Here is a 12,442-nt window from a genome sequence, read left to right on the forward strand (position 1 = left end):
AGCAGAAGGGCTGCTCGAGTCGTAGGTCCCTGCGCAGGGGACCGTAAGGCAGGGGGCCGTAAGGCAGGGGGCCGCAAAAGCGGAGGGCCCGCCCCGGGAGGGGCGGGCCCTGCCGTCTGTCCGACGAAGGGTCGGCCTGGCTCAGCCGGCGAGGATCTCGCGCGCCAGCTTGGCGGTCTCGGTCGGCGTCTTGCCGACCTTGACGCCGGCGGCCTCGAGGGCCTCCTTCTTCGCCTGGGCGGTGCCGGAGGAGCCGGAGACGATGGCGCCGGCGTGGCCCATGGTCTTGCCCTCGGGCGCGGTGAAGCCCGCGACGTAGCCGACGACCGGCTTGGTCACGTTCTCCTTGATGAAGGCCGCGGCCCGCTCCTCGGCGTCGCCGCCGATCTCACCGATCATGACGATCAGGTCGGTGTCGGGGTCGTCCTGGAAGGCCTTCAGCGCGTCGATGTGGGTGGTGCCGATGATCGGGTCACCGCCGATGCCGACGCAGGTGGAGAAGCCGATGTCACGCAGCTCGTACATCATCTGGTACGTCAGCGTGCCGGACTTCGACACCAGGCCGATGCGGCCCGGCTTGGTGATGTCGGCCGGGATGATGCCGGCGTTCGACTGACCGGGGGTGATCAGACCGGGGCAGTTCGGGCCGATGATGCGGGTCTTGTTGCCCTTCTTGCCGGCGTAGGCCCAGAAGGCGGCGGTGTCGTGCACCGCGATGCCCTCGGTGATGACGACCGCGAGCGGGATCTCGGCGTCGATGGCCTCGACGACCGCGTCCTTGGTGAACTTCTCCGGGACGAAGATGACCGTGACGTCGGCACCGGTCTTCTCGATGGCCTCCTTGACGGACCCGAAGACCGGGATCTCGGTGCCGTCGAAGTCGACCGAGGTGCCCGCCTTGCGCGGGTTGACGCCGCCGACGATGTTGGTGCCGGACGCCAGCATGCGCTTGGTGTGCTTCTGGCCCTCGGAGCCGGTCATGCCCTGGACGATGACCTTGGATTCCTTGGTGAGGAAGATAGCCATGGTGTTCTGTGACCTCGTCCCTTACTTCGCGGCAGCAGCCAGCTCGGCGGCCTTGTCGGCCGCGCCGTCCATGGTGTCCACGCGCTGAACCAGCGGGTGGTTGCGGTCGTCGAGGATCTTCCGGCCAAGCTCGGCGTTGTTGCCGTCGAGGCGCACGACCAGCGGCTTGGTGACCTCTTCGCCCCTGCTCTCGAGGAGCTCCAGGGCCTGCACGATGCCGTTGGCGACGGCGTCGCAGGCGGTGATGCCGCCGAAGACGTTGACGAAGACGGACTTGACGTCCGGGTCGCCCAGGATGATCTCCAGGCCGTTCGCCATGACCTCCGCGGAGGCACCGCCACCGATGTCGAGGAAGTTGGCCGGCTTGACGCCGTTGTGGGCCTCACCGGCGTAGGCGACGACGTCCAGGGTGCTCATCACGAGCCCCGCGCCGTTGCCGATGATGCCGACCTCGCCGTCCAGCTTGACGTAGTTGAGGTTCTTCTCCTTGGCTGCGGCCTCGAGCGGGTTGGCCGCAGCCTTGTCCCGGAGCTCCTCGAACTCGGGGTGGCGGAACTCGGCGTTGTCGTCCAGGGAGACCTTGCCGTCCAGGGCGATCACATCGCCGGAGGCGACCTTGGCCAGCGGGTTGACCTCGACGAGGAGGGCGTCCTCCTTGATGAAGACGTCCCACAGCTTGACGAGGACGTCAGCCACCTTGTCGGCCACGTCGGCCGGGAACTTCGCCGCGGCGACGATCTCCTGGGCCTTGGCGCGGTCCACACCGTCGATGGCGTCGATCGCGATCTTGGCGACGGCCTCCGGGCGGGAGGCGGCCACCTCCTCGATCTCCATGCCGCCCTCGACGGAGGCGATGGAGAGGAAGGTGCGGTTCGCACGGTCGAGGAGGAAGGAGACGTAGTACTCCTCGACGATCTCGGGTGCCGTCTCGGCGATCATCACCTTGTGGACCGTGTGGCCCTTGATGTCCATGCCGAGGATGTTGGTGGCGTGCTCGACCGCCTCGTCGGGGGTGGCGGCGAGCTTCACACCGCCGGCCTTGCCACGGCCGCCGACCTTCACCTGGGCCTTGACGACGGACTTGCCACCCAGGCGCTCAGTGGCTGCGCGGGCCGCCTCAGGCGTGTCGATGACTTCACCGGCCAGCACCGGTACATCGTGCTTGGCGAAGAGGTCCCTCGCCTGGTACTCGAACAGGTCCACGCGCTTCCGTCCCTATCAGTGATCTCGCGGTTCGTTGGATGCGTGGGCGTGCCGCGAAGGGCAACGTGACGTCCGCTCTGTCACAAGGGAGGCGCACACGGTGTCCGAGCGCGCGGCATGTCCGTCTCGCAGGTTATCCCCGCTCGGCGGGCACCTCTAAATCGCGGGTCACACGTGAGCGGTGATACCTGTCACATGATGCCGCAATCACCGACACGCCGTGCCTTCAAGGTTAGGGGGGAGGGCAGGGGCCTCACCGGGCTGGGGTTGACCCGGTGAGGCCCGTGGAGCACCCGGAGCGGGCACGCGGGCCCTGTTCTCCGGGGTGCGGGAGCCCGGTCCCCACCCCAATGGGGACCGGCCCCCGGGTCCACGGGGATGACGACCGGACGCGCCGATGGCTTTCGGCCGTCCGAGGTCTCATGCCCCGTGGAAGATCTTCTTACCCGTGAGTCAGGTCGATGTGCAGGGGGCGGCGGCTCCTTCCGGCCCCGGAGTCAGCAGCCAGGAGTCAGGAGGCAGGCATCAGACGTCGGAGCCGGCCGTCACCGGGCCGTACCGGACCGGCTCGGCGAGGCGGCGCAGGACCCGCCCGGCTTCCTCGGGCGGCAGGCCCACCTCCGCGGATGCCGGTGGGTTCCGGTGGGTTCCCTGCGGGCTCCGGCGGGCCGGCGGACTCCGCCGGTTTCCGTCGGCCCCCTCGGTCACCGCCGGTTCCCCGGCAGGGGAGAGCTGCCGCCCGCGGGAACTACGCGGGCGGGACGGGAACGTCCTCGTACCGGTCGCGCGTCTCGGACGCCCCGGTGTCCGCCCTGGCACCGGGCGCGAGGACGGGCTGGGGTCTGCAGAGGTGGGCGGCGACCGCATACAGGTCGCCGGAACGCGACGGGCCGTGGTCGGCGGCCGAACGGCCACCCTGCGATCCGTCCGGCCGGTCACCGGGCAGGCCCGGGAACGGCGCCGGGGCGACGTCACCCGTGCCGTCCGTCATGACGGCCTCGCTGCCGTCAGCCGGCACGAGGGCGGAGCCGGAGCCGCTTCCGCGCCCGGCGGTGGGGTCGGCGAGGGCAGGCCTCGGGCCGTGGACGGCGGCGGCGGACATGACCGCCGCCTGCTTCCCGGTCCGGTCACCTGGGGTGGACCGGTCTCCGGCGGCCGCACCTGCGGAGCCACTGCCCGGCTCCGGGTCCCGCCCCGACTCGGGCGCAGGCTCATGTCCGGTCCCGGGGGCGAGCGGTGCGGGAAGAGTGCGCTGCGCAGCCTCCAGGGTGCCCGGGATCTCGGGCAGCGGTGCGGGGCCGGTCAGGCCGGACAGCACCGGAAGCGACGGAAGTCCCGGCAGCTTCGGCAGCCCGGGCAGCGGCTGCACCTCCGGCAGCGCGGGCACGTTCCGGCCGGCGCCGGATGCCTTGCCCGTGGACTTCCCCGTCAGTCCGCCGACTGCCTTGCCGGCAAGGTCACCGACGGACGCGCCGCCCCTGTGGCCGGCCGCCCGCCCGGCTGCCGCGTGCTCAGCCGCACCGACGACCGTCCGCGTCACACCGCCTACGGCACCCCGTACCGGGCCGACGGCGTCCCGCACCGGCTCCGCGACCGGCTCGACGGTCCGCTCGACCACGGCCCGCACCGGTCCCGCACTCTGATCGCGGGAGTCCGCTCGCACACCCTCCGTGCCGCTCGGCCCCGTGAGAACCGACCCGGCGTCGGAGACGACCCCGGCCGCACGTGAGTTCTCCGGCACGGGCACGGGCTCGGCGGCGCGCGCACGCTCCCCGCACAGCACGCCCAGGACGAACACCGTGCCCGCCAGCAGCACGACCCGCCAGGCCCAGTGCGGCGCACGCGACCGTGCCGCCACGCGCGTCGCGCGCATCGCGGCCCCGCGCACCACGGCCGGCCAGGTCAAGGGGGACACCTCACGCGTCCGATTTCCGTTCGAACGGCGCCGATCCTCGCATGCGGGCCGGGAGGCCGCGCAAGCCCCCTGTTCCCGATGGCTGGTCATGTCCCCTTTGACCGGGCCCGGTTCGTGCCGGGGTCACGCCGTGTCCGGTACCGGCAGCGGGCGCTTCTCGATCGCCGCCGCCATCACCTCGGGGAAATGGTCCGGTGTGCAGGCGAAGGCCGGGGAACCCAGCGCGGCCAGCGCCGCCGCGTGGTCGCGGTCGTAGGCGGGCGCGCCCTCGTCGGACAGCGCGAGCAGCGTCACGAACTGCACCCCCGACGCCTTCATCGCCGCCACCCGCTTGAGCATCTCGTCCCGTATGCCGCCCTCGTAGAGGTCGCTGATCAGCACGACCACGGTCTCCGCCGGGCGGCTGATCTGCGACTGGCAGTACGCCAGGGCCCGGTTGATGTCCGTGCCACCGCCGAGCTGGGTGCCGAACAGCACGTCCACCGGGTCGTCGAGCTGGTCGGTGAGATCGACGACCGCCGTGTCGAACACGACGAGCCGCGTGCTGATCGACCGCATGGACGCGAGCACCGCCCCGAACACCGAGGCGTAGACGACCGATGCCGCCATCGACCCCGACTGGTCGATGCAGAGCACCACCTCCTTCCTCACCGAACGGGAGGCCCGCCCGTAGCCGACCAGCCGCTCCGGCACGACCGTCCCGTACTCGGGCAGGTAGTGCTTGAGGTTGGCGGCGATGGTGCGGTTCCAGTCGATGTCGTGATGGCGGGGCCGGCTGACGCGGGCGCTGCGGTCCAGGGCGCCGGTGAGCGTGGCCCGGGTGCGGGTGGCCAGCCGCTGCTCCAGCTCCTCGACGACCTTGCGCACCACCGCCCGTGCGGTCTCCTTCGTCGTCTCCGGCATGGCCTTGTGGAGCGACAGCAGGGTGCCCACGAGGTGGACGTCGGCCTCCACCGCCTCCAGCATCTCCGGCTCCAGCAGCAGGGTGTCGAGCCCGAGCCGGTCGATGGCGTCGCGCTGCATCACCTGGACGACCGAGGAGGGGAAGTAGGTCCGGATGTCGCCGAGCCAGCGCGCCACCGACGGCGCCGACGCCCCGAGGCCCGCCGAGCGGTCCTTCCCCGACTGCGCCGCCCGGTCGTCCCTGCCGTAGAGCGCGGCCAGCGCCCCGTCCATCGCCGCGTCCCGTCCGGACAGCACATGCCCCGTGCCGTCCGCCGCGCCCCCGCCGAGCACCAGCCGCCAGCGCCGCAGCCGCTCCTGCTCCGGGTCCGTCACCTCGGTCCCCATCCGTGCCTGCACCTCCCCCGTCCGTTCCGTCCCCGTCATCCCGCCACCGCCGTTGCTCGGGCGTCCGCCGCCCGTCCGGCTCCGGCCGCGGTGTCCCCGTCCTGTCCCAGCAGCAGCCGTACGACCGGCAGCACCGCGTCCGCCCGCGCCGCGTCGAGCTCGCCGGCGAAACCGGACACACCGGCGGCCGACGGGCTCCTCCGGCTGCCCGGGCCGCTCCGGACCACGTCTCCGAGGGTGCGCCGCACGCCCGCCTCGTACACGGCGAACGTCCGGCGCAGCAGCGGCAGTACGTCCGTGAACGCCTCCGCCGGAACCCCTGTGAGCCAGCGGTCGACCAGCCCCAGCAACCGCTCGTCGTGCACCAGGAGCAGCCCTCCCCCGGAGCCGCCGACGAAGCCCTCGATCCAGGCGGCGGCGTCCGCCGGGGGTGTGCCGGGCGACAGCACCAGACCCATCAGCCGCGCCGCCTCCTCCTGCGCCAGCTCCCCGTCGTCCAGCAGCAGCCGCACCGCGCGTCCGCGGACGACGCCGGGCACGGTGTCCCGGCCGGACAGAGTGCGCAGCACCGAGCACCAGCGGAACCGCAGGTCCGCGTGCCCGCGCTGTGCGGCCTCCGCCAGGAGGCCCACCGCCCCGTGCACGGCGTCGAGATGGTGCCGCATCTCGTCGGCGGCGTCCGCGTCCAGCGCCGCGCAGGCCGGGGGCAGTCCGACGAAGATCCGCTCGGCGAGCCCGGCCGCCACCCCGGCCAGCGCCCCGGTGTCCGTGCCGCGCACGTCGCCGTAGCGCAGGGAACGGACCAGCGCGGGCAGGGCCTGCGCGAGACGGGCGACGTCGGAGTCGAGGGCCGCGCGGTCGGCGAGTACGCGCATCACGGTGGGCAGCGCGTCCGGCAGGCCGGCCAGCAGGCAGCGCTCGGCGAGCCCGGTGACATCGGCGAGGCCCGGTGCGGACACCGCGTCGGACTCCGCCTTGGCGGTCGCCGCGGTCCGTACCGTCGTGCCCCAGACGCCGGCCTCGGCGACCCGCACCGACAACTCCGGCTCCCAGCACAGCCGCCAGCTCTCCCGGAAGGTGCCCGTGCTCCCGCGCGACACCGCCGGCTCGCCCCAGGGGACGCCCAGCAGCCGCAGCCGGTGCAGCAGCCTGCTGCGGCCCGCGTCGGTCTCCTTGCGCAGGTCGAGCTCCAGCTCCCGTTCCCGTGCCTCCGGCTTGAGCCGCAGCCGGCGCTGGGCCCGTTCGAGGTCCCGCTGCAGCGGCACGGCGGGCGCGGCCGCGGGCACCCGGCCCAGTTCGTCGCCGACGACCAGCCGGTCGCGCACCAGCGCCAGCGGCACGTCCGAGCCCTCGCACATCACCGCGCGTACGGCGTCGGTGGTCTCGCCCAGCCCGGGCAGCGGCCGCCCGCGCAGCGCGGCGAGCGTCTCCGCCAGCCGCACCGCCTCGATCACATGGGCGGAGGAGACCAGTCGGTCCTCGGCCCGCAGCAGCCCCGCCACCTTGGTCATCCAGCGCTCCACCGGCCGGTCGCGGGCGGCGAAGAGATGCCCGTACCAGCCCGGCGAGTCGATCCCGGCGCCGTAGCCGCCGGCGCGGGCCAGTCTGCGGTTGGTCCAGGGCACCCAGGTCATGTCCGTCTTCACCTTCGGCAGCCCCTTCAGCAGGGCGCGGTCGGCGGTGACGGTGGACCGCTGCCGCAGTGCGGGCACGTGCCAGGCCCCGCACACCACGGCCACCGCGTCCCCGAACTCCCGCCGCGCGGCCCGCAGCTGAAGCCTCATGTACGCCTCACGCACCAGGTCGCGGTCGTGCCCCCCGCTCCCATGGGCCTCGCGCAGCGCCGTCATGGCCTCCTCGACCGCGGTGAACGGAGCGAGCGCGTCCCCCTCCCCCACGCCCCGGTGCTCGACGACGTCCTCCCACCACCGCTCGGCGTCGTCGTACCCGGCGGTCTCGGCGAGCACCCCGAGCGGATCGATCCGCACACCGTCGGCCGGTCCGCCCTCCCCCGGGCCGGAGCCGCCACGGTCACCGCCGCTGCCCTCGTCACCCTCCTCGGGCCCGGCGCTCTCGTCCTGCCCGTGGGTCCCGTCCTGCCCCCGCTGCCAGGCCAGCGAGTGTGCGGCCAGCAGGTCGATGAAGCGGGCCGGGACCTCGTGCTCCAGGGCCCAGCGGATCGCGACCCACTCCGGGGAGAACTCCGCCAGCGGCCAGAACGCCGAGCGGCCGGGCTCGTCCACGGCATGGGCGAGCAGGGCGACCGGCGGTCGCATGTCCTCGTCGGCGGCCAGCGGGATCAGCGCGTCCGCCTCGGGCGGCCCCTCGATCAGCACCGCCGCCGGCCGGGCCTGGTCCAGCGCGGCCCGCACCGCCCGCGCCGACCCCGGCCCGTGGTGCCGCACACCCAGCAGCAGCGGCTGCGCGCTCAACCGGTCGCCGCCCGCCCGCTCCTCACGAGCCGTCATGCACTGACCTCCCGGCAGGCCCGGTAGAAGTCGGCCCAGCCGTCCCGTTCGCGCACGACCGTCTCCAGGTACTCCTGCCAGATCACCCGGTCCGCCGCCGGATCGCGGACCACCGCGCCGAGAATGCCGGCCGCGACGTCCCCGGCCCGGAGCACGCCGTCGCCGAAGTGGGCGGCCAGCGCGAGGCCGTTGGTGACGACGGAGATCGCCTCGGCCGTGGACAGGGTGCCGCTGGGCGTCTTCAGCTTGGTGCGCCCGTCGACGGTGACGCCGTCCCGCAGCTCGCGGAAGACGGTGACCACACGGCGGATCTCGTCGACGCCGTCGGGCACGGCCGGCAGGTCGAGGGAACGGCCGATCTGATCCACCCGGCGCGAGACGATGTCGACCTCGGCCTCGGGCGTCTCGGGCAGCGGCAGCACCACGGTGTTGAAGCGCCGGCGCAGGGCGCTGGACAGATCGTTGACGCCGCGGTCACGGTCGTTGGCGGTGGCGATCAGGTTGAAGCCGCGGACCGCCTGGACCTCCTCGCCCAGCTCCGGTATCGGCAGCGTCTTCTCGGACAGGATCGTGATGAGCGTGTCCTGCACATCGGCGGGGATGCGGGTCAGCTCCTCGACGCGGGCCGTCATGCCCTGCGCCATGGCCCGCATCACCGGGCTGGGCACGAGGGCGTCGCGGCTGGGGCCGTGGGCGAGCAACTGGGCGTAGTTCCATCCGTAGCGGATGGCCTCCTCCGGGGTGCCGGCGGTGCCCTGCACCAGCAGGGTGGAGTCGCCGCTGACCGCCGCCGCCAGGTGTTCGGACACCCACGTCTTGGCGGTGCCGGGCACGCCGAGCAGCAGCAGCGCCCGGTCGGTGGCGAGGGTGGTGACGGCGACCTCGACGATGCGGCGGGGGCCCACGTACTTGGGCGTGATCACCGTGCCGTCGGGCAGGGTGCCGCCGAGCAGATAGGTGGCCACCGCCCACGGCGACAGCTTCCAGCGCGCCGGACGCGGGCGGTCGTCCTGAGCGGCCAGCGCGGCCAGTTCATGGGCGAAGGCGTCCTCGGCGTGCGGCCGCAGCGCCTGCCCCGCGCCCGCGGGTGCGGACACGGAGCCGTTCTCGCTCGGGTCGACGGACGTCGGTGCTACGGGCGCGGACATGGCTGAGTCCCCCTCCAGCTCGGCCGGTTCGGATCTGCCATCAACCGTGCACCACACCACTGACAATCGCTCCGACCTGCACAAACGCCGCCTCCAGGCGGATTGTCAGTGGTGGGATCTAGTTTCGGGAGCATGACTTCGCAGGGGGTCCGCTGGACCGCGGATCAGGTGCTGGCACTGGCGCCTGACACCGCGTCACGCAAGGCGGGAAGCAGACTGGGCGCGGCCGGGCCGTGGACCGAGGCCGGCAGCTCCGGCGACGGCACGCTGTGGGGGCTGTGCAAGGGGAGCGGCAGAACGCCGTACCGGACGGCGGTGGACCTCGCGGACGCCTCCGGGCCCGCGTACTCGTGCAGTTGCCCCAGCCGGAAGTTCCCGTGCAAGCACGCGCTCGGCCTGCTGCTGCTCTGGGCGGGCGAGGACGGCGCGGTGCCGCGGCGGGAAGCGCCCGAATGGGCGCGGGAGTGGATCGCGGGCCGGCGCGGGCGCGCGGAGAGCGCACGGGCGGCCGCCGGGACCTCCGGGGCTCCGGCCGGGTCCGCCGATCCGGAGGCGGCCGGGCGCAGGGCGCAGCGGCGGGCCGAGCGCGTCACCGCGGGTGCCACGGAGCTGGAGCAGCGGCTGGCGGACCTGCTGCGGGGCGGTCTGGCCTCCGCCGAGCAGGCCGGTTACGGGCTGTGGGAGGAGACGGGGGCCCGGATGGTCGACGCCCAGGCGCCGGGCCTCGCCGCGCGGGTGCGGGAGCTGGGGGCGATACCGGGGACGGGTCCTGGCTGGCCGGTGCGGCTGCTGGAGGAGTGCGCGCTGCTGCATCTGCTCGGCCAGGGCTGGCTGCACCGCGACCGGCTGCCGGAGGGCCTGGCGGCGACGGTCCGCGCCCGCGTGGGTCTGCCCGTGTCCGCGGAGGGCCCGCCGGTGCGCGACAGCTGGCTGGTCCTCGCCCAGTACGACACGGCGGACACGCGTCTGACGACCCGCCGCATCTGGCTGTACGGCACCGAGTCGCGGCACACCGCGCTGGTGCTGTCCTACGGTGCCGCGGGCCGGGCGCCGGAGCTGGCGCTGCCGGTGGGGCTGGCCCTGGACGCGGAGCTGTCCGCGTACCCGGGCGCGGGGCAGCGGCGGGCGGCGCTGGGCGAGCGGTTCTCGGCGCCCGCACCCACCGCGGCGCGTCCCGCGGGGACGACGACGAGCGACGCCCTCGCCCGGTACGGCGAGGCGCTGCGCGACGACCCGTGGCTGGATGCGGTCCCGGTGACCCTGGACCGGGTGATACCGGCCCCGGACGGCGACTCCTGGCAGCTCGCCGACGCCGACGAGGACGCGGCCCTGCCCCTGACCCCGGCCGCCCGCTCCCGCCCCGGGCTGTGGCGGCTGGTGGCCCTGTCGGGCGGCGCCCCGGTCACGGTGTTCGGCGAGTGCGGCCACCAGGGATTCACTCCATTGGCGGCCTGGCCGCAGGGACCGGGCGAGGTGGTGCCGCTGTGCTGAGCGGCCGGCGTCACCGCGGGTTCGGGGCCGCCCCGGGACCCGCGCACCCTTCGGACATCACGGGACACCAGGGGCAGCCGGCTCTCCGGCCGCCGCTCCGGGACGCCCGACGGAAAGGACGCTCATGAGCAGGACGACAGCCGCCGCTCCGCCGGCACCGGACGCGGCCGCGGCACCGGCGGAATCCTGGGAAGAGCTCGTCACCACGGCGCTGCTGGGCACGGACCGGCGCACGCCGCCCGGCTCCGCGCCCGGCACCGGCGCCCCGGTCGTACTGCTGGACGCGGCGGCCGCGGCCACCGTGCGGCGCCGGGCGGGCCTGCGGCCGGCCCGTGCGGCGGAGCGGCCCCGGCCCGCGGCCGAGGACCCGCGCCCGCCGCTGCCGGCCGCCGCGGCACGCAGACTGGCGATGCTGCTGACCGACCGCCGGGGCGGCTCCGCCACCGCGCGCCGGGGCACCGCACCGGACCTCATGGAGCTGCTGCCCCAGTGGCTGGCGGCCGCCAACGCGCACGGCTACGCGCCACCGCCCGCGGTCCTGCCCGCGCTGCTCGACGCCGCCCGTGGCCGCACGGACCTGCGTCCGGCGGCCCTGCGGTTCGCCGGGCCGCGCGGGCTGTGGCTGGCCCGGCTCAACCCGGACTGGCGGTACGCCCTGCGGGCGACACCGGGCGGCGCCTCCGCCCCGCCGGACCCGTCCGATCCCGAGGCGGTACGGCGGCTGTGGCGGGAGGGCCTGTTCGCCGAACGCGTCGCCCTGCTCACCGCGCTGCGCTCCCGCACACCGGCCGCCGCCCGGGAACTCCTCGCGTCCACCTGGGCGACCGAACGGGCCGAGGACCGGCTGATGTTCCTGGACTCGCTGCGCAGCGGACTCGGCCCGGACGACGAGCCGTTCCTGGAGCAGGCCCTGGACGACCGCAGCCGCAATGTCCGGGCGACGGCCGCGGAGTTGCTCTCCGCGCTGCCCGGTTCGGCGCTCGCCGGGCGGATGGCGGTGCGGGCCGGAGCCTGTGTGGCCCTGGACCGCACGGGGGACGCTCCGGCGATCGTCGTCGAGGCGCCGCACGAGTGCGATGCGGGCATGCAGCGCGACGGTGTGGTGGCCAAGGCACCGGCGGGGCGGGGCGAACGGTCCTGGTGGCTGGGGCAGCTGGTGGAGGCGGCGCCGCTGGCCGCCTGGTCACGCCGGCTCGGCGGCCGGACGCCCGGCGAGATCGTGGCGCTGCCGGTGGCGGACGGCTGGCAGGGCGAGTTGCACGCGGCCTGGTGCCGGGCGGCGGTGCGTCAGCGGGACCCCGCCTGGGCGCGGGCGCTGCTCGGGGAGCCGTCCGCGCCGGAGGCCGGCGGTCCCGGCGCGGTGTCCCTGGCCGAACGCGCCGAGCTGCTGGCCACGCTGGACGCGGAGGAACGAGCCGCGTGGGTGGCCGGCTTCATCGAGAAGCACGGCCTGTCCGAGGCCTTCCAGCTGCTCGGGGTGTGCGCGGTCCCGTGGGCGGCACCGCTGGGGCGCGCGGTCGTCGACGCGCTCGACATCGCACGTGACGCAGGGAGTTACCCCTGGAGTTTCAGCGGGGTCATGGGCCTGGCCGAGCGCTGCCTGGACCCTGCCGAGGCGAGCCGTCTGGAGGCGCTGCTGGCGGTGCCGGACGAGCCGCAGGACGCCTCACCGGGCGCCGCCGGCTACTGGGCCGAGGCCTTCCAGCGCCTGGTCACCACTCTGCGCCTGCGCGCGGCGATGCTGCGGGAGCTGGCTCCGGCCGAGGACCGGGCCCCACCGGGGAATCCGGGCACACCCAGGTGCCCGGGCCCGGCCCAGGCCCAGGCCCAGCCCGAGCTCCGGATCCCGCCCGAGATCCGGACCCCGCCCGAGGACTGAGCCCTCCCGCGCGCTCCGGGGC

At 74.5% G+C, this 12,442-nt stretch carries 8 protein-coding genes; 2 read left to right on the top strand and 6 right to left on the bottom strand.

Annotation, left to right across the window (positions count from 1 at the left end; genetic code table 11):
* Positions 1-141: 141 nt before the first annotated feature.
* The 6 genes from sucD to HCJ93_RS11195 all read right to left on the bottom strand — a co-directional run bounded on the left by sucD (position 142) and on the right by HCJ93_RS11195 (position 9,050).
* Positions 142-1,026, bottom strand: coding sequence for a succinate--CoA ligase subunit alpha (gene sucD / locus HCJ93_RS11170; RefSeq protein ID WP_167993691.1), 885 nt, complete (start codon positions 1,024-1,026; stop codon positions 142-144).
* Between the two features lie 21 nt (positions 1,027-1,047).
* On the bottom strand, positions 1,048-2,229 hold the full coding sequence (gene sucC, locus HCJ93_RS11175) for an ADP-forming succinate--CoA ligase subunit beta (protein WP_167993693.1): 1,182 nt from the start codon (positions 2,227-2,229) through the stop codon (positions 1,048-1,050).
* A gap of 748 nt (positions 2,230-2,977) precedes the next feature.
* Complete coding sequence (locus HCJ93_RS11180) at positions 2,978-4,135, bottom strand: hypothetical protein (RefSeq protein WP_167993695.1); 1,158 nt, start codon at positions 4,133-4,135, stop codon at positions 2,978-2,980.
* Between the two features lie 132 nt (positions 4,136-4,267).
* A complete protein-coding gene (locus HCJ93_RS11185; protein WP_167993697.1) occupies positions 4,268-5,434 on the bottom strand; it encodes a vWA domain-containing protein in 1,167 nt (388 codons plus the stop codon).
* A 35-nt stretch (positions 5,435-5,469) separates the two neighbouring features.
* Complete coding sequence (locus HCJ93_RS11190) at positions 5,470-7,902, bottom strand: DUF5682 family protein (protein ID WP_167993699.1); 2,433 nt, start codon at positions 7,900-7,902, stop codon at positions 5,470-5,472.
* Complete coding sequence (locus tag HCJ93_RS11195; RefSeq protein ID WP_167993701.1) at positions 7,899-9,050, bottom strand: ATP-binding protein; 1,152 nt, start codon at positions 9,048-9,050, stop codon at positions 7,899-7,901. The genes HCJ93_RS11190 and HCJ93_RS11195 overlap by 4 nt, the downstream gene beginning before the upstream one ends.
* A 132-nt stretch (positions 9,051-9,182) precedes the next feature.
* On the opposite strand from HCJ93_RS11195, the gene HCJ93_RS11200 reads away from it, so the two are divergent.
* On the top strand, positions 9,183-10,541 hold the full coding sequence (locus HCJ93_RS11200; RefSeq protein WP_167993703.1) for an SWIM zinc finger family protein: 1,359 nt from the start codon (positions 9,183-9,185) through the stop codon (positions 10,539-10,541).
* 124 nt (positions 10,542-10,665) lie between these two features.
* Positions 10,666-12,420, top strand: coding sequence for a DUF5691 domain-containing protein (locus HCJ93_RS11205; protein WP_240967549.1), 1,755 nt, complete (start codon positions 10,666-10,668; stop codon positions 12,418-12,420).
* The last annotated feature ends 22 nt before the right edge of the window (positions 12,421-12,442 follow it).

Origin of the sequence: Streptomyces composti, assembly GCF_012034205.1 — a bacterium.
Lineage (GTDB): Bacteria > Actinomycetota > Actinomycetes > Streptomycetales > Streptomycetaceae > Streptomyces > Streptomyces composti.